The sequence below is a fragment of the Zobellia galactanivorans genome (assembly GCF_000973105.1).
GTDB lineage: Bacteria > Bacteroidota > Bacteroidia > Flavobacteriales > Flavobacteriaceae > Zobellia > Zobellia galactanivorans.
On sequence record NC_015844.1, the window covers coordinates 119,932 to 140,895 of the forward strand.

General features: G+C 42.2%; 18 protein-coding genes. 11 read left to right on the forward strand and 7 right to left on the reverse strand.

The window, feature by feature from the left end; translation table 11 throughout:
• Window positions 1-72 precede the first annotated feature (72 nt).
• Window positions 73-3,108 (reverse strand): ThuA domain-containing protein, encoded by a 3,036-nt coding sequence (locus ZOBGAL_RS00520; RefSeq protein WP_013991491.1) that lies wholly within the window; start codon window positions 3,106-3,108, stop codon window positions 73-75.
• Between the two features lie 179 nt (window positions 3,109-3,287).
• Between ZOBGAL_RS00520 and ZOBGAL_RS00525 the strand changes: the two genes are divergently transcribed.
• From ZOBGAL_RS00525 to ZOBGAL_RS00565, 9 genes are all read left to right on the forward strand, one after another.
• Complete coding sequence (locus ZOBGAL_RS00525) at window positions 3,288-3,881, forward strand: methyltransferase domain-containing protein (RefSeq protein WP_013991492.1); 594 nt, start codon at window positions 3,288-3,290, stop codon at window positions 3,879-3,881.
• Window positions 3,882-4,022: 141 nt separating this feature from the next.
• Window positions 4,023-4,400, forward strand: coding sequence for a hypothetical protein (locus ZOBGAL_RS00530; RefSeq protein ID WP_148560676.1), 378 nt, complete (start codon window positions 4,023-4,025; stop codon window positions 4,398-4,400).
• A gap of 213 nt (window positions 4,401-4,613) precedes the next feature.
• Entirely contained in the window at window positions 4,614-5,417 is an 804-nt protein-coding gene (locus tag ZOBGAL_RS00535) for an MbnP family protein (protein ID WP_013991494.1), read from the forward strand.
• 61 nt (window positions 5,418-5,478) lie between these two features.
• On the forward strand, window positions 5,479-6,525 hold the full coding sequence (locus tag ZOBGAL_RS00540; RefSeq protein WP_013991495.1) for a cytochrome-c peroxidase: 1,047 nt from the start codon (window positions 5,479-5,481) through the stop codon (window positions 6,523-6,525).
• Window positions 6,500-7,519 (forward strand): transporter family protein, encoded by a 1,020-nt coding sequence (locus ZOBGAL_RS00545; RefSeq protein ID WP_013991496.1) that lies wholly within the window; start codon window positions 6,500-6,502, stop codon window positions 7,517-7,519. Before ZOBGAL_RS00540 ends, ZOBGAL_RS00545 begins: the two co-directional genes overlap by 26 nt.
• Before the next feature lie 214 nt (window positions 7,520-7,733).
• Window positions 7,734-8,429: a DUF2490 domain-containing protein gene (locus tag ZOBGAL_RS00550; RefSeq protein ID WP_013991497.1), complete on the forward strand. Its 696-nt coding sequence runs from the start codon at window positions 7,734-7,736 to the stop codon at window positions 8,427-8,429.
• A 39-nt stretch (window positions 8,430-8,468) separates the two neighbouring features.
• Complete coding sequence (locus ZOBGAL_RS00555) at window positions 8,469-9,689, forward strand: bifunctional alpha/beta hydrolase/OsmC family protein (protein WP_013991498.1); 1,221 nt, start codon at window positions 8,469-8,471, stop codon at window positions 9,687-9,689.
• 131 nt (window positions 9,690-9,820) lie between these two features.
• A complete protein-coding gene (locus tag ZOBGAL_RS00560) occupies window positions 9,821-10,459 on the forward strand; it encodes a hypothetical protein (RefSeq protein WP_013991499.1) in 639 nt (212 codons plus the stop codon).
• Window positions 10,460-10,661: 202 nt separating this feature from the next.
• Window positions 10,662-11,267, forward strand: a complete 606-nt coding sequence (locus ZOBGAL_RS00565) for a superoxide dismutase family protein (RefSeq protein ID WP_013991500.1) — start codon at window positions 10,662-10,664, stop codon at window positions 11,265-11,267.
• Window positions 11,268-11,350: 83 nt separating this feature from the next.
• On the opposite strand, the gene ZOBGAL_RS00570 is transcribed toward ZOBGAL_RS00565, so the two are convergent.
• A complete protein-coding gene (locus tag ZOBGAL_RS00570; RefSeq protein ID WP_013991501.1) occupies window positions 11,351-12,451 on the reverse strand; it encodes a BamA/TamA family outer membrane protein in 1,101 nt (366 codons plus the stop codon).
• Between the two features lie 1,152 nt (window positions 12,452-13,603).
• Between ZOBGAL_RS00570 and ZOBGAL_RS00575 the strand changes: the two genes are divergently transcribed.
• The gene (locus ZOBGAL_RS00575) at window positions 13,604-14,797 is read left to right on the forward strand and encodes an LETM1-related biofilm-associated protein (protein ID WP_013991502.1); all 1,194 of its coding nucleotides are present in this window, start codon (window positions 13,604-13,606) and stop codon (window positions 14,795-14,797) included.
• An 80-nt stretch (window positions 14,798-14,877) separates the two neighbouring features.
• Here the strand turns inward: ZOBGAL_RS00575 and ZOBGAL_RS00580 are convergent, their stop codons facing one another.
• The 5 genes from ZOBGAL_RS00580 to ZOBGAL_RS00600 form a co-directional block, all read right to left on the reverse strand.
• On the reverse strand, window positions 14,878-15,633 hold the full coding sequence (locus ZOBGAL_RS00580) for a LytR/AlgR family response regulator transcription factor (RefSeq protein WP_013991503.1): 756 nt from the start codon (window positions 15,631-15,633) through the stop codon (window positions 14,878-14,880).
• 30 nt (window positions 15,634-15,663) lie between these two features.
• Window positions 15,664-16,002: a 2TM domain-containing protein gene (locus ZOBGAL_RS00585; RefSeq protein WP_013991504.1), complete on the reverse strand. Its 339-nt coding sequence runs from the start codon at window positions 16,000-16,002 to the stop codon at window positions 15,664-15,666.
• Window positions 16,003-16,042: 40 nt separating this feature from the next.
• The gene (locus ZOBGAL_RS00590) at window positions 16,043-16,336 is read right to left on the reverse strand and encodes a 2TM domain-containing protein (protein ID WP_013991505.1); all 294 of its coding nucleotides are present in this window, start codon (window positions 16,334-16,336) and stop codon (window positions 16,043-16,045) included.
• Between the two features lie 145 nt (window positions 16,337-16,481).
• The gene (locus ZOBGAL_RS00595) at window positions 16,482-17,825 is read right to left on the reverse strand and encodes a 2TM domain-containing protein (RefSeq protein WP_013991506.1); all 1,344 of its coding nucleotides are present in this window, start codon (window positions 17,823-17,825) and stop codon (window positions 16,482-16,484) included.
• 126 nt (window positions 17,826-17,951) lie between these two features.
• Window positions 17,952-18,413, reverse strand: coding sequence for an Lrp/AsnC family transcriptional regulator (locus tag ZOBGAL_RS00600; protein WP_013991507.1), 462 nt, complete (start codon window positions 18,411-18,413; stop codon window positions 17,952-17,954).
• A gap of 159 nt (window positions 18,414-18,572) precedes the next feature.
• Between ZOBGAL_RS00600 and metE the strand changes: the two genes are divergently transcribed.
• Window positions 18,573-20,897: a 5-methyltetrahydropteroyltriglutamate--homocysteine S-methyltransferase gene (gene metE / locus ZOBGAL_RS00605; RefSeq protein WP_013991508.1), complete on the forward strand. Its 2,325-nt coding sequence runs from the start codon at window positions 18,573-18,575 to the stop codon at window positions 20,895-20,897.
• The last annotated feature ends 67 nt before the right edge of the window (window positions 20,898-20,964 follow it).

Genomic DNA, 20,964 nt, shown 5'->3' on the forward strand with positions numbered 1-20,964 from the left:
TTTGCTTACTCCCCATAAAAAAAGCGGCCCACATAAATGTAGGCCGCTTTTCTATTTTTAAGGAAAGACGTTTTATTTAGACGTATCCGCTGCTTCCTTTTCTTTCAACACTACGGTTTGTACACCGGTAAGCGGTATGGCCCCTTCTTGGCCGTTATCGGTATAACTTGCCGTGATGACCATCACCTTGTCATCCTTGGTCGGTTTCGGTACAATACTGCCCGAAGCGGGAAGCGACTTCTCCTTTACCGAAGTGTCGGCCAAAGACATGATGTACTCCACGATCTGTCGGGTTTCATCTTTGGTGATATTCGGATGCGCAGGCATTACTACCTCGCCCCAAACACCGCCACCGCCTGAAACGATTTTTTTCTGCAGGTAGGCCTTGGCTTTTTTGTCCTTTTTATACTTATCGGCCACAGCCATATAATTCGGGCCAATAGACGGACCGTTCTCTTTGTGGCACGTTTTACAGTCCATTCCCTGAGTAAGCGCCTTTCCTGTTACGGCTGCGGAAACCTGTTGATGTCCCAATGACATATTCTGCTCATCAAAACTTTCCAAATAATCGACCGAAACAAAAATGTTTTTGGGGTCTATGATATCCCCATCGGCATCCTTGGCCTTCACCTCATATTTCACGGGAACCCCTTTTTCAAAAAACTCGGCGTTTCCTTCTAAAGCAATGGTCACTTCTGGTCTCGAATTTCCGGCCACTATCGTAATCATATCGCTTTTTACGGCATCGCCCTTATCGTCTTTTACTTCCACGGAAATCCTATAATCACCGGCCGTGTCGTACGTGTGACTTATTTTTGGTTCAGTAGTTTCCTTGGTCTCACCATTGCCCAAATCCCACACATAGGTAATAGCATCGTCTTCGCGGTCTCTTGCCTCTACCTTGGCATTGACTGTAAGCGGTAATTTCCCCGAAGTGTGATCTACGATCATATGGTCTATAATCGGTGGACGGTTACCGCCATTGTATTCAATATAACTTAAAGCGGAATTCTCGTTTTGGGTAAACCAACCGCTACCGTATTCCAACAAGTAGACCCTACCGTTCGGCCCCATCTCCATATCGATCAGGTTATTGACCTTAATATCGGAAGCAAAAGGCTCCATTTTATATAAGGTACCATCTTCAAAGAAGGTAACGGCCTTCATCCAACCACGCATCCAATCGTAAATAATGGTTTTTCCATCGAAATAACTTGGGAGTCCCCCTCCATTGGGATACATATCGGAATAATAGGTAGGTCCGGCCATGGCATTCCTTCCACCCGACCCTACTTCCGGAAATTCTTTGGAATCGACGTAAGGGTAGTAGATATAGGCCTCTTTTGCAGGAGGAAGCTCTCGGAGCCCCGTATTGTTCTTAGAATCGTTTATAGGCTTTTGCGGATCAAAAGTAATGCCGCTTTCACCGGTTTCGTAATCGTAATCTACATAAGGCTTGTTATCGGCAATGAACAAAGGCCAACCAAAGTTACCGGCTTCCGTTGCACGGTTCATCTCATCGTACCCCTTTGGCCCTCGTTTTTCAAACTGATCATTACGCGCATCAGGTCCGACCTCGCCCCAGTACAGGGTACTGTTTTTCTGGTCTACCGAAATACGATAAGGGTTTCTATGCCCCATCGTGTAGATTTCGGGCCTTGCCTTTTCAGTTCCCTTAGCGAACAAATTGCCTTCAGGAATATCATAACTACCGTCTTCGTTCACTTTTATACGAATAATTTTCCCTCTTAGGTCATTGGTGTTACCGGAAGACCTGCGGGCATCATATTGCTCATGTCCAGGGATGTCGTTTAAAGGCGCATAACCATTGTTCACATACTTTACCCCTTTTTCGTTAAAAGGAGTAGAATTGTCTCCCGTTGAAAGGTAGAGCAATTTATCAGGACCAAAGGCAATGGAGCCTCCGGTATGGCAGCAGATTTCACGCTGTGAATCCACTTCCAAAATAACCTGCTCCGAAGCTAGGTCGAAAACCCCGTCTTTGTATTGAAAACGAGACAGGCGGTTCACCCATTTATCTCCCGTAGGGGAATAATAAAGGTAAATCCAATGGTTTGTGGCAAAATCAGGGTCTTTCTGGAGTCCCATTAACCCTTCTTCCGCATTGACCCCCGGGGTGTTCAAGGTTTTATAATAGACATCCAACGAAGCCACTTCCTTGAGTTCTTGGCTAGCATCGCTATACAGGAGTACCTGTCCGCGACGTTGCGCGATCAATACATCGTTATTAGGTAATACGGCCATTTCGGTAGGCTCAAAAAACTCGCCTACACTCAATTGTTTTTTGGTGAAACGGTCTAAATCGGGTGGTATCTGTGTAGTAGCCTTTGAATAGTCCAATACTTTGTTTTCACCGATGGCATAATTGATTCCTCCCAGTAAATGTTTTAAGAAAAGTTCTTCAGAAAAGGTTTCATCGGTATGACCCGCACCTGTATAAAAGGCCCGACCCCCATCAAACTCATGGTACCAAGCGAACGGATGGTAATCGCCGTTGGTGCCCCCTTCATAGGTTGATTCATCTACGGTCATTACGACGTGTACATCAGGATTGATCTTGTTGTAATTGTAGATTTCATCGCTTCTATGCCAAACGGAGTCGGTAAAAAATTCCGTTGCCGCAAAGTTTTTATCGGTAATGATAAAATCGGCCTCTGGTGTCCCTTTGGGGTGACTTGCAAACTGAGCCCCCACCAGTTTGGTGTACCAGCCCCAGTCGTACTCGGTATCGGCTGCAGCGTGTATGCCTACAAAACCGCCACCGGCCTGAATATAACGCTCAAAAGAAGCTTCTTGCTTGGCATCCAGTACATTCAGAGTGGTGCTCAAAAAGATAATTGCGGAATACTGCTTTAAATTGTCTTCATTAAAAAGTTCCGAATTTTTTGTGGTATCGACCTGAAAGCCGTTTTCTGCGCCCAACTTTTGAATGGCGGCAATACCGGCAGGTATCGATTTGTGGTGCCAGCCCGAGGTCTTTGAAAAAACCAAAACTTTAGGTTTACCCTCTCTTTTTTGGCTTCCATCACCACAAGCGGCAAGGATCAGTCCTACCATAAGGACTAAAATGGATACTGTTTTCTTCATAAATGAAATGCTTGACTTATTTGGTTTAGTTTGAAACAAGTTTTAAATGTAAGGATTAGCTTTCTAATCGCCCAAAAGGAAGTGTTAGAAATACAATTTTGGGAAAATATTAATACAGTTTGACCATGATTTTATACTAACTTGAAAATTCAGATTACTTTATTAAATAAAAAAATACGATGAACGACCAACATGACTATTGGACGCAACGGTACAAAGAAAACAATACGGGATGGGATATCGGCTACCCCTCTACCCCCATAAAGACCTACGTTGACCAACTTACCGACAAAAACCTTTCTATTTTAATACCCGGGGCCGGAAATGCCTATGAAGCAGAATACCTTTGGAAAGAAGGTTTTAAGAATGTTTTTGTGATGGACGTCTCGGAAATACCTTTAGAACATTTTCTCAATAGAAATCCCGATTTCCCCAAAGCACAATTGCTACAGGAAAACTTCTTTGAACACCAAGGGCAATACGATCTTATTCTTGAGCAAACCTTTTTCTGTTCATTCCCTCCTACCGACGATAATCGCAATGCCTATGCACGGCAAATGGCCAAACTTTTAAAACCCAAGGGGAAACTGGTAGGCCTTTGGTTCGATATTCCCCTGACAGGAGATATGGAAAAACGTCCTTTTGGCGGCTCTAAAGAACTATACCTGAACCACCTAAACCCTTTCTTCAAGACAACCACTTTTACCCGATGCTACAACTCGATAGGCCCAAGAGCGGATAACGAGCTCTTTGGTATTTTTGTAAAAAAGTAAACTACCTCGGGGCATTTAATCTCGATTATCGAGTAAAATATCTCGTACGAAGACTTTTATATGGTATTGCCGTAACCACAAAAACGATTCTTTTTGACAAATTCTATTTTGTCTAAAGGAAAAAGAAAGTATTTTTGCCGAATGAAACAGTACGTAGTGCTTTTCGTGACGTTTATAATGATGGTCAAACCACTTTGGCCAGTAGCGGAATATATCGCCAACTACGACTATATCAAAAACGTACTTTGCGAGAACCGAGACAAACCGATGCTTCATTGTGACGGTAAATGTTACTTGGCCAAACAACTCGCCAAAGAATCCGAAGAAAATAGTAAAAACCCTTTTGGGGAAAAACAGGCGAAAGTAGAAATACAGCCCGTTGTTTTCTTTCAATCCCTATTACCAATAGAATTTGGTTTCGATACCGATATTCCTTCGATCAAAAACTACAAAGTTGAATCGAATTTAATTTCCCTTCTTTTAACTTCCGACATATCGGAGCCGCCCGAGTGCGCATAAGGTCTTTCCTTGGAAAATAGCTACGCCAAACTGTATCCTAAATCGAACAGGGCGGGCATTTCCCTTTACTAAATCGACAGGTTTTTCCTTTTTTAGGATATAAACCCTTGTCACTCAAATAAAATACAACATTCGAATGGGTTTTGGTATGCCTAGAACACATAGCATCAACATAAGCTGTTAGGTCTACCGTCCCTCAAAAAATATTTATCCATGAAACATTCTTTATTGGCCCTTTCGGCCCTATTCGCCCTTTTTATGACCTCTTGTTCAAACGATGACGACATGAGCGATGACGATGCCCTAACAGGAAGCGGTGAAATCTCAATAAAATTCGATAATGGTTACAATGGTAACGACCTAGTATTAGGCGTCGAAAACGCGGCCAATGCCAATGGTGAAAAGATTACCATCAACCGTTTCAACTACATCATCAGCAACGTAAGGTTTGTCAACAAAGACGGTGAAGAGTACGCTTACGATAAAGACAATAGCTATTTTATCATCAGCCAAGAAGAAGAGGAAGACCAAATAGAACTTGACGATATCCCTGCCGGCGAATACACAACCTTGAAATTCGGTGTTGGTGTCGATCAAGAAAAATATCTTCAAGGTTCCGAAGGACAAGGCGATTTCCTCGTCGAGGCCGAAGAGAACAACATGATGTGGTCATGGCAAGCAGGTTATAAATTCTTGAACTTTGAAGGCACCTTTACATCGGAAAGCATTACCGAGGCGACGGAATTTAAGATTCATATGGGCAGCCACGGCTCAAGTCTTGACAACTACAAGGAAGTCGTTTTACAACTACCGATGAATGTTCGTGTAAGTGATGAGATCGACTCGAATATCCACTTAAAGATAGACGCCTCAAAAATATTGGCAGGGGCCACCAACAGTATTTCACTTACCGAAAAGCAGGTGATTATGGTCGATGCCGAAAAATCGCCTCAAATAGCCGTGAATACTTCTGAAATGTTCGAAGTAGACCACATTCACAACGGTGGAGGGCACTAAGCCAAAAGCAAAGTAATTGATAACCGGCCTTTATTCGGCCGGTTATCATAACAAAGTTAAGATGCAAAAATCCAGTATACTTGTAGTACTTGTAACCTTGGCGTTGTGGTCTTGTGATACGTCCTCGGATGACTACCAGACCGTTAACGAACCCTTGGAATTTACAGTGCCCTCGAATTTTCCGGAGCCGATCTATGACTTAGAGGCAAATCCTCCGACTACCGTGGGTTTTGAGCTGGGCAAAAAGCTTTTCTACGATGGCCGACTGTCAAGCAATGGGTTTATCTCGTGTGGATTTTGTCATGAACAACGTACCGCTTTCACACACCATGGCCACCAATTCAGCCACGGCATAGACGACCTCGAAGGGGTTAGAAACACCCCCGCGATACAGAACGCGGCATTTATGAAAGAATTTACCTGGGATGGCGCCACAAGCCATTTAGACCTATTTCCTATAATACCCATTACCAATGAGGTCGAAATGGGCGAAACGGTTAGCAATGTAATCGCTAAAATCAAAAGCGACGACGAATACCAAAAACTCTTCGCTCTGGCCTTTGAAGATGAGGAAGTAAACACCGAAAACTTTTTCAAGGCCCTCTCCCAATTTATGGTGATGATGATTTCGGCCGATTCAAAGTACGATAAGTACGTACGACAAGAAGAAGGCGGAACATTTACCGAAGAAGAACTTGAAGGGCTCTCCGTTTTCCAGAACAAATGTGCCTCTTGTCACGCCACCGACCTTTTTAGCGATGACGCTTTTAGAAATAACGGATTGGCCCCCAACCCAACTCTCAACGACATAGGCCGTGAAGAAGTGAGCGGCTCCCCTGATGACCGGTACAAGTTCAAAGTACCCAGTTTAAGAAACGTGGCCCTTACCGCTCCCTATATGCACGATGGAAGGTTCGGCTCACTAGAAGCCGTACTCGACTTTTACAGTGAGTCGGTCGTAGACTCCCCCACCTTGGATCCTATTTTAAAACAAGAGAGCAGTTTAGGCATTCCCTTAACTGATAATGAAAAAAATGTATTGCTAGCCTTTTTAGGAACATTAACGGATGAAACTTATATAAATGACGAACGATTTGCTGAATACTAGAAACCTATATCGGTTTTTTACGCTCGTGTGCATTGGCTTTTACACTAGTCTTTCATACGGAAACGACAATCCGAACATTGACGGCCCGACCCCAAGTGGATGCGCTACGCACATTCATTATGATGGTGAATATTTCGATTTCTGCGACACCTGTGGCTGTGGCAGTAGCGGAGGAAGCATGGGCTACGGTACGGGATTGAACAATAATTTTTTCGGACTGCGCTATATCGGTCAAGAGTACCGATCACGTGATGGAATTTTTGCCGATTCCCCTTGGATTACCGAAAATTTCAACACCATACAGGCCTGGGCCAACCTTCCGATTAGCAAAAGGATAATCGCGAACGTTATCGTACCCTTTCAATTTCACAACAGAAGCCTGCCCGACAATACCGAACAGACCATCAGCGGCCTTGGCGATATTAGCGTTCTCGGATTCTACAATTTAATTGCGGCTACACCCGACAGCATCGTTTCCATAAAACCGGAACACTACTTACAACTGGGCGGTGGTATTAAAATGCCTACCGGAAAATATGACAAAGACAATAACGAAGGCAGTGTAAACCCTAGTTTTCAATTGGGGAACGGCAGCTGGGATTATGTGTTGGCCATGAATTACGGTTTCACCTATAGAAACTGGGGTATTAGCACTATGGCCAATTACACCATAAAAACCAAGAACCCAAAAGACTACCAATTTGGAAACCAGTTGAATTTAGGCATCAACGCCTTTAAAACCTATTACATCTCCGATGTTGCCCTAACCCCCATAGTTGGGGTTTCTGAGGAAATCTACGCCAGTAACAGGGAATTAGGTATTGAGGTAGCACATACCAAAGGTGATGTCTTCTTAGGAAAACTTAGTATTGAAGCCAGTTACAACAGATACTCATTGGGCCTGACGGGTATGCTACCTATCAGCCAAAACCTAAACGACGACAAGGTTGAACTCCGCAATAGGATTTCAGTTTACATGAACATTAATTTATAGATGAATTTTTGTTCTTCATAGTCCTGTTTTCAATGTTTGATAGTCATTCGAAAGCAGGACTTTTTTTATTCCCTATACTAAAAACAACAAAGTCCTTTTCAACTGCATGGGTTAACAGCTTTTTAAGAAATATGATGTAAAGTTTTTGGTATATTTAAAGTTTTCGTCACTGACGATCCAACTTATTTTCTTTAAACCAAATCCCTCATTTTTTATGAAGCGAAGTCTACTCAGTCTTATTTTTCTATGTTCAATTTTCGCCAATGCCCAAGAGACCGGGGAAAGCAGTCTCGGCACATGGCATATGTATTTTGGCACCAATAAAATTTCGGACCGATTTAGCATTCATACCGAAGGCCAATTACGCTATTTTGAACAAGCCGATAATTTTAATCAGCTTTTGCTTCGAACGGGGCTCAATTACCATCTCAACCCAAACACCATTGCCACTATGGGCTATGGCTATATTACCACCGATGGCAGTTTTGAGGAATTTCCCGATGAGATCAACACCAAAGAGCACCGTATTTTTGAGCAATTGATCCTTAAGAATAAGGTTTGGGAATTTTTGTTCGAACATCGTTATAGACTTGAACAACGCTTTCTAGATTTTGGAGAAACCACCGACACACAACACAGGGCAAGGTACCGACTACAGGTAACCCTACCCCTTACCGATGTGTTTTTCCTGAATTTTTATGATGAGATTTTTTTGAACCTGCAAGATGAAGTTTTTGGTCAAAACCGCTTGTATGCGGCCCTTGGCATTAATGTTACCCATAACCTGAGCGTACAGGCCGGATATTTAAAAAACCACTTTTCTACCGCAAATTTCGACAGGTTACAGATAGGTGTGACCTACAACCCCGACTTAAGAGGTATATTCAAAAAAGACAATAGTGGCAGCTAAGTATCGATAGCGGCCCGATCACACCAAAAAAAAACACAGATGAGCCTTCAAAAAGTACGTTTTGGGAATAAGGACGGGCAAGATTTAGTAGGAAGACTGGAACTACCCGCCAATAGACATCCACATAACTTTGCCATATTCGCCCACTGCTTTACCTGTACCAAGAACCTAACGGCCGTACGCAATATCAGCAAAGCCCTTACCTCAAACGGTTTTGGTGTGCTTCGTTTTGATTTTACGGGTTTGGGTGAAAGCGACGGCGATTTTGAAAACACCAATTTTTCCGGAAACGTCGAAGATCTGATCGCCGCCTCCGATTTTCTTGAAAAAAATTACCAAGCCCCCACACTATTGGTCGGGCATTCCCTTGGTGGGGCCGCCGTAATATTTGCCGCCGATAAAATCAACTCCATAAAGGCCCTGACCACCATAGGCGCCCCTTCCAACCCTATCCATATAGAACACCTTTTAAAGGAGGGTATTCCCGAGATCGAAAAGAGCGGAAAAGCCGTCATCAACTTAAGCGGAAGGGACTTCACCATAAAAAAACAATTTTTAGACGACCTGCAGCACAAACCGCTGTCGCAAATACTCGGGCAGCTCCGCAAACCCATATTGATATTGCACTCCCCGCAAGACACCACCGTTGCAATTAAAAATGCCGAAGAAATCTATGTGGCCGCACGACACCCCAAAAGCTTTATTTCATTAGATGGTGCCGACCACCTGTTATCAAACAAAAGGGATTCTTTTTATGCAGGCGAGGTTATCTCAGGATGGGCCAAACGCTATTTGAAGATCGATACTACACGTAAAGAGGAACCAAAGACGAAACACCAGGTTGTGGCCAGCCTAGACCATGACGATGGTTTTTCGACCCAAATGAAAGTAGGCAATCATTTCCTTACCGCAGACGAGCCCGTAGATGTCGGCGGAAATGATTTTGGGCCCTCACCGTACGAACTTGTTTCTGCCGGTCTTTCGGCCTGTACGGCCATGACGATCCAAATGTACGCCAAAAGAAAAGCTTGGGTCATAGACAATATAGAGGTACACACCTCCCACAATAGAAGCCATGTGGCCGATTGTAAGGATTGCGAATCGGACGGTTCTAAAATAGACACCTTTGAAAGGGAAATAAAATTAACGGGCCCTCTAGATGAAAAGCAAAAGAAGCGTATTCTGCAAATTGCCGACAAATGTCCCGTTCACAAGACTTTGCACAGCCAAATACAGGTCATCACCAAGCTTATTGACTAAAGAATCCCTGCTTTCACTCCAACAAACTACAAGAACAATGGTTTTTATGTGTTAAAATCGTCTTGATCTCACCTTGGTTTAGCTGTAAGAATGTTTAACTTTGATGTCAAACCTAAAAATTCACAGTGAACATGAAAAAAATTACACTTTTAGCCCTTGGGCTATTGTTAGTTGGCGCTTTTAGCTGTAAAGACGCCAAAAAGGAAAACACTGAACAAAGTTCCGAGGCACAAGCCGCTACGGAAACCTATAGCCTAGTACAAGACTCTACAAAGGTTAGCTTCACGGCATATAAGACTACCGAAAAATTACCTGTGGGCGGTAAGTTCACCAAAATAAACATTACTAAAGCCGGTGAGGGTACTTCGGCCCTGGAAGCTTTAAACGGTACGGAATTCAGTATTCCGGTGAGCAGTTTGTTCACTAATGATGCTACTGGAACCCGTGACCCTAAAATTTTGGAATTCTTCTTTGGGGTTATGGAAAACACCGAGCTTATTTCAGGTGTCTTTAAAGTATCTGCGGACAACAAATGTTCTATTGACGTAAGCTTGAACGGCAAGACCGAAAATATTGCCCTTACACATAAGGCCGTTTCTGACACTGCATTGACCTTTGACGGTGTTATGAACCTTGAAAACTGGGATGCCCTTGACGCCGTAGCTTCTATCAACAAGGCCTGTGAAGCCTTACATACCGGTAAAGACGGTGTTAGCAAAACTTGGAGCGAAGTAGCCGTTCACGCCGAAGTATTGCTTCAAAAAAACTAGACGCCTTAGAGGGAAAAAACAAACTCCCTTAACGGAATACAATTAAAAAAAGCCACTTTCCCAATGAGACGGAAAGTGGCTTTTTTTTATGCCCCCCTTCATTTTTGACACTATAGATAAGAATGATGCCGCATATGAATACACAGCCGAAAAACGATTATTTTCTGGTTAATTTCGGATGGAATCACAAAATCTAGTCACAATGAAAAATATAAAATTCAGCTTGGCCATAGTAGTGGCCCTGACAATACTCAATTGTAAAGAAGCCAAAAAAGATACGGACGGAAGTCCAGACAGCTCGAACAAAAGCCTTGAAACAACAGGGGGAAACCTTGCAAAAACGAAGTCCCAAACAACTGACACCCTCACGGTCAACATGAGCTCAAAAAGCAACAGCACGGTCAGCGGCACAATCACATTTGTACAGAGTGGAACTGAAGTGGAAATGAAAGCCATCTTTACCGGTTTGGACGAAGGACCCCACGCCATCCACTTGCACGAAAATGCCGATTGCTCATCGCAAGACGGAAAGTCGGCAGGCGGACATTGGAACCCAACGGAGGAAGCCCACGGCAAATGGGGTTCTGAAAAAGGCTACCACAAAGGAGATATAGGCAATTTTACGGCCGATAAGGAAGGTAGGGCCACCGTTACATTCGCCACGGACGAGTGGTGCATTGATTGTAACGACGAGAACAAGAATATTATAGGTCGGTCAGTAATCGTACACAAAGGTCAAGATGACTTTACATCGCAACCAAGTGGCGATGCCGGTTCACGGATAGCTTGCGCGGGAATCACCAAATAAACGACATAATACCCCATCAAAAAAGCCACTTTTACAGTGGCTTTTTTTTATTCCGTAAACACCCTCTGCAGGAGTCGATATTCTTAAAAAGCTTCTTTAATGGTAAAGTAAAAATTACCACCCTCGCTAGACATACCGTAGTCGGCACGAATACGCACCCCATCCCTTTTGTTGATTATATACCGTATTCCGACACCACCGGCATTTTTATATGCTGACGAGAAGGCCTCATTTAAAGTAGGAGTCACGGTACCCGAAGAACCAAAGACGGCTCCCCCGAACCTTCCGGCTATAGGAAACCTGTATTCCAAAACCATACTCAGTTCCGAAGTGTCTTGAAATCGGCGGTTATTGATCCCACGCGTCCGTTTTGACCCCAAGTAGAACAAATCGTAAAACGGGGTATTTTTACTGCTACCTCCCAAAAATAGGTTGGCCGCTATAACCTGTTTTTTACCGACCTTTTGATAATAGCGACTGTCGAGCTCGAACTTCGAGTATTTAAAACTGGCCCCCAAGATCTTGCTGGAGGTAAACAAATTGCCCTGAATATACATCCCTTCCGTAGGATAGAATACATTGTCACGCGTATCATAAAAAACGCGAATACCAATGTTCGATAGGGTTCCATCTCGTTTTCCCGGTACATCGGAGGCTTCTAAAATTCCACCCTCCTCAATTTTCAAACTACTGAAGTTATCGAATTCATAGCCAACCCCTATGTAGAAATTGGGCCATATATCCCGCATCAGCGCCAAGCGTGCCCTGGGAAATGTAACCTCATAGGTTTCCTCATCTTCTTCCCTGCTATCCACCCCTACCCCATAAAAATTGTAGAAATATTTATAGAAGCCGAGCTCTCCCAACAAACGCCAGCGCTCATTTTTCTTATAGAATTCAAAGGGCATATAGAGCAACAGCTGACTTTTGGTCGTATAACTTAACCCCAGTTGTACCGATGAAGGCCTAGTTTCCTTTTGTTCCTCCTTCAGCCAAAAATTGGCGATACCGATTCCCCCAAAACCAAATGCCGTTTCAGGTGTGTAAAACGCTACGGGAAATGCGGAAATTTTCAGATTTTTGACAATAGAGTCTTGGCTGCCTTGCGCCTGCTTTTGAGCCGTTAACTGACCGGCATGGACAAGGAACAGTGCCAGTACTATAATTTTGCTGATATGGGCCATTATACGCTTTAAATCGCCCGCGACAAATAAAGTTAGCCCGGCAATGATTTTATATGGGGCAATTTAGCCTCAGTAGACCGTAAGCGCTGTTCCATATGCACAAATTACTGGCTTAAAAAAGTTGAAGAACGGTAATTCGTTTCGAAAAACAATAAAATGGATGGGGGTTGGGACATTTAGCACAAAACCGCGTATATCGATGGAAAGCATCTATTGCAATTCCTTTCCCATTTTGAAAATGACAATTACGTATTGGCCCCGTTTTTAACAAAGCCATAAAGACAAAAAGAAGACTTTAGCCGTACGAAAACAATGCTATGATATATTTCTTCCAGTACCTAGCGATTAGCCGGCAGACAACTTATAACAACGTTGATTCAAGGTTTGATGGCCGTGTGCTTAGAAGTTGTGCCAGGGCATCATTAGCGACACTGCGGAATGGCGCATGATATGTTACGGTAATGCAGGGTACCGTAAAAAGGTAATTTAATTGTAGTCGTGGATGTTTATTTCTCCGCTTTAAGTAATTTTCTTAGTGCTTTCCGAGCTGATATAACTCTGTATACTAGAATCGACATGAAAGAAAGCCAAATAAAGAAAAGAATGTATTCCATAACGGTTGGGGTTTTTTTGGGGATTCATTTAGGTTAAATTACTCTAAATTCTACAGTATCAGCATACAATAGAATAGCACATGTTATAATTTGGAAGATAAACTTAGTTATTTATTTTGTAATTTCCTACGCTAAAGTTAAAAAAAACACAAAAATTTGCATTTTTTTAAAAGCCCTATAACATAAGGATAACCTTGTCGATCTTGATCAAATTAGCTAACCAACAAATACGGATAGGCAATTTGCACTACATGAACGAAAGACATCCAACTTTAGCGCCTTTTGACCGAAAAAATTTAATTGTCGCTTCTAAATGTTGAGCGGCTTACCCTTGACCTTCGAATATAAACTCAACCCATTCATTACGGAAAAAGCAGACCACACCACTATTTAAAACACTTATGATCAACAATTTGACAAGCACAAGCTTTTAAACCCAACATCTTTTAAAAGTTGACCCTCCTTATGCAATTAAGTTCCCTATGCCCTTTTCATTTGCTCATTTTGATGTAATTTGGCGTTTTGAAACGATAAGACTATGAACCCCTCGGCTTCCGGTTGGATCAATAAATTCGGCTCCCTTGTAGAGGACCATAAGGAACTGTATTCCGATTTTGACGCATTATATTTTAGCTTAAAGCAAACGGGATTTGTATACGGTATAAACATTGAGATTCCCTCCTTCATTGATGCGGAACACCAGCTTTCCGACGATGAAAAGGCCAAAATCAACCTATTGAACGCCCTTTACGGCACTTTCGTTCTAGAGCAGACGAAAACCGACAAGGATTTCGATACCTTTCTAAAATATGTCTTTGATTTTTATACGGATTTAAAGGCCAACCATATTTCCTTCTTCAACAAGATCCTAACGGGCTCAAAGACTTCCGCCCAGCTGGAAAAACTAATCGACTCTAGGGTCTCTTTGGAGGATAACCTAATCAGCAAGACCTTCAACAGGATCATCACCAATTCCTTGTTGTTTATCGATGTACTGCTCTTCAAACGATACCTCAATCACCCGGAAGACATACGCCAACACGCCCAACTGATCGAATACCTCGCCATAAACATTACCTATCACGCGCTGAGCTCAAAGGAAATGAACAAAAGCGACGAACGCCTCGCCCAACTTTTTGCATCTTCCCTCACCTTTATCAAGAGCGACGTTCAAAATTTTGACGGCAGCTATCGCGAAAAACTCCTGAACAACAACTCGGTTTTGGAAAACAGGTATTTTTTAGATGTAGGATGCTTGACCGTATGGGAAGACAAATCACTGGAATACCAAGAATCGGAATTCATTTTCGGCCTTGGAAAAGATCTTGGTTTTAAACCCGACGAAATAGCAAAAGCCCTTGACGAAATCAAGGTCTTTTTTAGCAAAAACTCTAAAACCATCCCCTTTCTCAAAGACACGAATTTAGCGCTTCAGTTTTATGAAAGCATGTCAAAAATGGTCAACAAGCTTATTTTACGAAATAGCAAACGACTACAAAAGGAATTGGCCGAAAGCAAGGAATTGGTATTCCTACTTTCTAAATCTACAGTGAGGGACCTTAGTGAAGAAGAGAAGAAAAAAGTTCAAAACCAACTTATCGACATCTTCAAAAGCATTCCTTCCTTGGCTATTTTTATCCTCCCGGGCGGGGCCGTTTTATTACCGATTTTCATAAAATTGATTCCGAAGTTACTCCCTTCTTCCTTTGATGAAAATCGGGTGGAAAAATAGTGGCTATTATCGAAAAAAGCCACTATAAGAAAAATCTATAACGAATTTAATTGCACTTGAAATCAGGTTATTAATCATCATTACTCCAACCATAACTTAAAGTCTCGAACGCGCTCCCGGCTCACTATAATTTCCTCCCCATTATAGTGATTTAATTTGATTTTAAGACGCGAATTGGTGTATGAAACGATGTCTTTTATATGATTAATATTGATGTAAAATTTCCGGCTCACCCGAAAGAAAGTTTTGGGCTCCAACTCGTTTTCCAAATTTTCCAAAGTGGTATCCAAAAGGTAGTTTCTACCATCTGAAGTAGCGGCATAAGTTCCTTTGTTTTCACTGTAAAAACCCTCGACTTCGTCTGCATTTATAATTTTAAGGTGCTGCCCCACCCTTGCCGTAAATCTCTTTTTGTATTCACGCTCCAACGGGTTCACCAAAAGACTTTTTATATCATCAAAATTGAGCGTCATAGGCCGTACCTCCGGCTTAAAAGACCTGTATTTTTTTACGGCTACCTCCAATTCCTCATCATCGATAGGCTTTAACAAATAATCGATACTATTCAGCTTAAAGGCCTGCAAAGCGTATTCATCGTAAGCCGTAGTGAATATGATAGCACTCTTCACCTCCACGGCATCAAAAATCTCAAACGAAAGCCCATCCGAAAGCTGAATGTCCAAGAAAATGAGATCCGGATGCGGATTGTTTAAAAACCACTCTACAGCTTCTTCCACAGAATGCAACATTTCCGACACTTCCACATCTAATTCGGACAATAAACGGGATAATCGCCTTGCTGCAGGCTTTTCATCTTCAATAACAATAGTCCTCATATTTGGTTTGGTTAGTTTTTATAAAATAGGCTACAAATACTTTTTCATTTCGTTTTTATCAGCATCCATATACTTTTGAATTTGACGTTCCTCCCAAGCCTTACTAAAGAAAGGATTATACGAAAACACCTTAGCCCCATGAAAAACCACCCCTATTCCCCAAAAGAAAAAAGTAGAGAAGGTTCCAAAATTAAAGAATGCTTCCACAAAACTTTCACCATTGCCCATATTCCCTACAACAGCGCCCGTTATAACCATAATGTTTACGATTACAAAAACTGCCAAATGAATATAAAACCCTTTTAGCTGTTCTATTCTCTTTTTAGCCCTGACCTGCTTACTTCTTCTACCTAATGATGATGGTTCCATTTTTGTTTGTTTTTTATATTAAATCCAACCGAAATAAAGACTATTGCCACTTTCCTCCTTGCTCGTCCTCTTGCATGAATTGCTTTATCTTTCGTTCCTCCCAATCACGCCCGAAAAACGGATTGCCGCCAAAGGTCTTTACCGCACCAATAACGATACCTATTCCCCAACCGAATGCGGCCCAAAGAAACCAAGCGTACGCAAAGCCATTGGTATAGTAATTTATAGCCGCCAAAAAACTTATGGTCACCACGTAAGAAATCAACCCGTTATAGAATTTTTTCTCTCGCTCCACTCTTTCCTTTGCCCTGATATACTTACTTTCCCTTTCCATAATTTATATTTTTTTGGTTATTGATTACAAGTTCAAATTTCGCCAAAAGACCCTCCTTTTAAAAATACTACTTTCTGAACTGTAATTTTTTATGACCGAACTGTAAACTTTTAGTTTAACCTCACAAAAGACGATGAAAGTCCGTTTAAAAATTATCATCGTCCATATACTCCCGCATCTTTTTCTCCTCCCATCGCCTACCCCAGAGTGGATTGGTCCCAAAGGCCTCCATGGCGTGCATGGCTATACCAAAGCCCCAACCCAAAATAGGAAATATCACCCATGGAAAACTCGTGGTCCTATAATTTAAAAAAGCCAAGAAAGGCACCACAATACAATATGCTAAAAGGTTCCCATAAAAGCCTTTTATCGCCTCCACACGTTTTTTAGCTTTTTCGTAGCGCTTATCATTAATATACTCTTGCTGTATTTCCATGCTTGAAATTTGTTTTAAAAGAATAGGTAGGCTCACCCTGAACTCGGTAGCGGTCTTATCGATTTGAACCCTTCTATCGGTCAGAAGCGCATATCTCTCGCGAATATTATGCAAACCTACACCACTACTTTTCTTCACGACCTGCTTTTCCTGAAGGTTATTCACCACAACAAGTTCCCCATCCTGTTCAAAAACCCTTAAGTGCAGAGGCTTACCGGTGGTCACCACATTGTGCTTTACCGCATTTTCCAAAAGCAACTGGAGCGAGAGCGGAACAATCTTCGATTCAGGGTTCAAAGCCGCTTCAGGGATATCAAAAACGATACTATCTTCAAACCGCATTTTTAAAAGTCGAACATAGGTTTTTGCAAATTGAAGCTCCTCATCTACAAGTACCAAGTCTTTACTTTTTTGTTCAAGTACATACCGATAAACCTTTGACAGGGAAGAAGTAAACTTTTGCGCCTGATAGGGGTCCTCTTCTATAAGACTGGACAATACATTTAAGCTATTGAACAGAAAATGGGGGTCTAACTGATTCTTTAAAGCATCGAATTTTGCCGATGCCGTATTGGCTATTATTTTTTGCTCCTTAACTTTATTCTCTTGCCTATAACGGTAATAATAGATTGCATAGAACACTAAAGCCACTGCTAAAGCAATTGCAGTGGAGCGCTGGTAATTATCTATGGAATGATGCAATAAGGCCTCTTGAACAGATTTATCATAAAGCGTTACCCTAACGATAACAGTAGCCACAAAAACCCCAAAACACGAGATTGCCACATTACCCAGCACACCAATAGACATGCGTTTGACGGTATATATATTTCTTTCGAACTTTTTCAACAGAAAATAAAACCAATACATATTTACAACGTACAAGACTATCGAAAACACGAGATTGGTAAAATACTCCCTCCACATGTCCTGAAAGATCATATCAAACCTTTGTTCATCGGTAAAATAGTAATACGCGCTAAACCCAAAGAAGATGATGTTCCCAATAATAAAACCCCGAAAAAGCTCCTTTAAAATCCTGTTACCTTCCATTTTATGGTTTTCTAAAAAGTACCTGTCTTGTTCCTTATTGACACAAAGATGTCTTACAACACCCTATTTTTAAAATGAATACGACCCAATTGTAGATAAACTGTGCCAAACTGCAATCTCCACCTACTAAAACGGAACACCGTACTCTTGTTTGATGGTACCGATAACAAATGTGCTATGGGCACTACCGATATTCTCGACCGCACCAAGCGTATTGATCACAAAGTCCTGATAATCTTTCATATCCCTGACCAGCACCTTGAGCTTGAAGTCATAATCGCCCGAAATGTTATAACATTCCATTACCTCCTTTATGGAACGGATATCCCGTACGAACTTATTACCAATTTCCTTGGTATGCTGTTTTAAGGTAATATCACAAAAAACAATGAGTCCCCGTCCTAGTTTTTCCTCATCGAGCAATGCCATATACTTTTTAATATAACCTTCTTTTTCCAGTTTTCGCACCCGCTCATAAACAGGTGTTGGTGACAAATTCACCATGGCGGCCAACTCTTTTGTAGTAATATTCGAGTTTTTCTGAAGCTGTTTTAACAATTCTAAATCGATCTGATCCAAATTTTCCATAGATAAATCTTCTTTTAAAAGTCCTATATCGATACTTTAATTTCTATTTAATCTTTAAAAATACGTATTTACAGTTAAATACTCTAAATACAATATACAATTACGGATAAATTACCCTAATCAATAGCTTTGCACAGATAATAATTCAAAAAACACAGCATGAAAACTACCAACCTCGGTTACCCCAGAATTGGACGTAAAAGAGAATTAAAAAAAGCCTTAGAGCAATATTGGTCGGGAAACACCACCATAGACCCCCTATTGGATACCGCTAAAACTATCAGAAAGGAGAATTGGCTGCTACAGAAGGAACAAGGCATAGACCTGATCCCGAGCAATGACTTTTCGCTTTACGACCAGGTATTGGACCTCACCACCACCTTGGGATGTATTCCCGAACGTTACGAAGCCTTGGTCAACACCCCTTCTTTCTCTAGCTACGACCTCTATTTCGCTATGGCGCGGGGAATTCAAAAAGACGGTATTGACATTACCGCCATGGAAATGACCAAATGGTTCGATACCAACTACCACTACATTGTACCCGAATTCACCAAGGATCAAGTTTTCAAGGTATCTGCTGACAAAATCATCAATGAATACAAAGAAGCCTTATCCTTAGACATCAAAACGAAACCCGTATTGATAGGCCCTGTTTCCTTTCTATTGTTAGGAAAAGAAAAGGAGGGCGGCTTCCACCGAATAGATTTACTAGAGCGCCTATTACCGGCCTACGAGAACATACTTCAGCAATTATCGGATGTTGATGCAGAATACGTTCAATTTGACGAGCCTTATCTAGCGCTTAATCTTACGGAAAAAGAACAAAGGGCCATACACCAAACGTATGCCAATTTCGTATCGAAATTCCCTGATCTAAAAATAACCGTAGCTAATTATTTTGATTGTTTTGGAGCGAATATCGACACTGCATTAGCCCTACCCGTACACACCTTACACCTAGACCTTGTACGCTGCCCGCTCCAACTCGACGATATTCTAGAGTCAAATAAACTAAATAGTTACACCCATTTATCCCTAGGAGTAGTCGATGGTCGTAATATTTGGAAAAACAACTTTGAAGAATCGTTAAAACTGATTCAAAAAGCGGTTGACCATCTGGGAAGCGATCGTATACTCATCGCTCCTTCATGCTCGTTGTTGCATTCACCTTGCGACCTAGACCTAGAGACCAAGGAAGAAAATCTAAGCGCGGAAATCAAACAATGGCTGGCCTTCGCCAAGCAAAAATTAGGGGAAGTCGCCACACTTAAAGCCTTGGCCAATAAGGAGAACCTTTCCGATAGCCTTGAAAAACTCCGAAAAAACAGCGAGGTACATGCCTACAAAAAAACGGCAGGCCTTATCCACAATCAAAAAGTAAAGCAAAGGGTAAGTTCCCTAACCCCGAAAGACGACCAAAGGAAAAGCCCTTTCCCGGTTCGACAAAAAATTCAAAAAGAAGCCTTAGGCCTTCCGCTCTTCCCTACGACCACCATCGGTTCTTTTCCCCAAACCAAAGAAGTGCGTAGCTGGAGGGCGAATTTCAAAAAAGGGAACCTATCTGCCGAAGAATACAATACCCTTCTTGAAAAAGAAACCCAAGAGACCATTGAATTCCAAGAACGTACAGGCCTTGATGTACTTGTGCACGGAGAGTTCGAAAGAAACGACATGGTTGAGTATTTTGGAGAGCAATTAGACGGTTTTGCCTTTACCAGCTTTGGCTGGGTACAGAGTTATGGCAGCAGATGTGTCAAGCCTCCCATCATTTACGGCGATGTATCCCGGGAAGCCCCTATGACCGTTAAATGGTCGGCTTTTGCCCAATCATTGACCGAAAAACCCGTAAAAGGAATGTTGACCGGCCCCGTTACCATCTTACAATGGTCCTTTGTCCGTAACGACCAACCACGTTCTGAAACCTGTACACAGATCGCCTTGGCCATACGGGACGAAGTAGTAGACTTGGAAAAGGCCGGCTTGAAAGTGATACAAATCGATGAGCCTGCTATCCGTGAAGGACTTCCGTTGCGAAAAGAAGATTGGAACACCTATTTGGATTGGGCCATTAAAGCCTTTAGGATTTCCGCCAGCGGGGTCAAGGACGAAACACAGATACACACCCACATGTGTTACTCCGAGTTCAACGATATCATCTCGAATATAGCCGATATGGATGCCGATGTGATCACCATTGAGTGTTCAAGGTCTCAAATGGAGCTATTAGACGTTTTCGCGACCTTTAAATACCCGAACGAGATCGGACCTGGCGTATACGACATCCACTCGCCCCGGGTTCCAGAACGCGCCGAAATGGTGGCCTTGATAGAAAAAGCCGCCAAGCAGATTCCAACGGAACAACTTTGGATCAACCCCGATTGTGGATTAAAAACAAGGCACTGGCCAGAAACCAGGGAGGCCCTGATAGAAATGGTGGCCGCAGCCAGGGAGTGCCGAGAGAAAAATATGGTCTTGGCATAATCCACTTCGGTCGATTTTATAAAAAATGCATCCTACAATTCGTGGGATGCATTTTTTTATATCATAA

Coding starts and splice junctions, on each gene's coding strand:
- ZOBGAL_RS00555 (WP_013991498.1), top strand. CDS start 8,469: ATGAGCCTTCAAAAAGTACGTTTTGGGAATAAGGACGGGCAAGATTTA.
- ZOBGAL_RS00535 (WP_013991494.1), top strand. CDS start 4,614: ATGAAACATTCTTTATTGGCCCTTTCGGCCCTATTCGCCCTTTTTATG.
- ZOBGAL_RS00590 (WP_013991505.1), bottom strand. CDS start 16,336: ATGGAAAGGGAAAGTAAGTATATCAGGGCAAAGGAAAGAGTGGAGCGA.
- ZOBGAL_RS00545 (WP_013991496.1), top strand. CDS start 6,500: ATGACGAACGATTTGCTGAATACTAGAAACCTATATCGGTTTTTTACG.
- ZOBGAL_RS00520 (WP_013991491.1), bottom strand. CDS start 3,108: ATGAAGAAAACAGTATCCATTTTAGTCCTTATGGTAGGACTGATCCTT.
- ZOBGAL_RS00585 (WP_013991504.1), bottom strand. CDS start 16,002: ATGGAACCATCATCATTAGGTAGAAGAAGTAAGCAGGTCAGGGCTAAA.
- ZOBGAL_RS00595 (WP_013991506.1), bottom strand. CDS start 17,825: ATGGAAGGTAACAGGATTTTAAAGGAGCTTTTTCGGGGTTTTATTATT.
- ZOBGAL_RS00580 (WP_013991503.1), bottom strand. CDS start 15,633: ATGAGGACTATTGTTATTGAAGATGAAAAGCCTGCAGCAAGGCGATTA.
- ZOBGAL_RS00570 (WP_013991501.1), bottom strand. CDS start 12,451: ATGGCCCATATCAGCAAAATTATAGTACTGGCACTGTTCCTTGTCCAT.
- metE (WP_013991508.1), top strand. CDS start 18,573: ATGAAAACTACCAACCTCGGTTACCCCAGAATTGGACGTAAAAGAGAA.
- ZOBGAL_RS00530 (WP_148560676.1), top strand. CDS start 4,023: ATGAAACAGTACGTAGTGCTTTTCGTGACGTTTATAATGATGGTCAAA.
- ZOBGAL_RS00540 (WP_013991495.1), top strand. CDS start 5,479: ATGCAAAAATCCAGTATACTTGTAGTACTTGTAACCTTGGCGTTGTGG.
- ZOBGAL_RS00525 (WP_013991492.1), top strand. CDS start 3,288: ATGAACGACCAACATGACTATTGGACGCAACGGTACAAAGAAAACAAT.
- ZOBGAL_RS00560 (WP_013991499.1), top strand. CDS start 9,821: ATGAAAAAAATTACACTTTTAGCCCTTGGGCTATTGTTAGTTGGCGCT.
- ZOBGAL_RS00575 (WP_013991502.1), top strand. CDS start 13,604: ATGAACCCCTCGGCTTCCGGTTGGATCAATAAATTCGGCTCCCTTGTA.
- ZOBGAL_RS00550 (WP_013991497.1), top strand. CDS start 7,734: ATGAAGCGAAGTCTACTCAGTCTTATTTTTCTATGTTCAATTTTCGCC.
- ZOBGAL_RS00600 (WP_013991507.1), bottom strand. CDS start 18,413: ATGGAAAATTTGGATCAGATCGATTTAGAATTGTTAAAACAGCTTCAG.
- ZOBGAL_RS00565 (WP_013991500.1), top strand. CDS start 10,662: ATGAAAAATATAAAATTCAGCTTGGCCATAGTAGTGGCCCTGACAATA.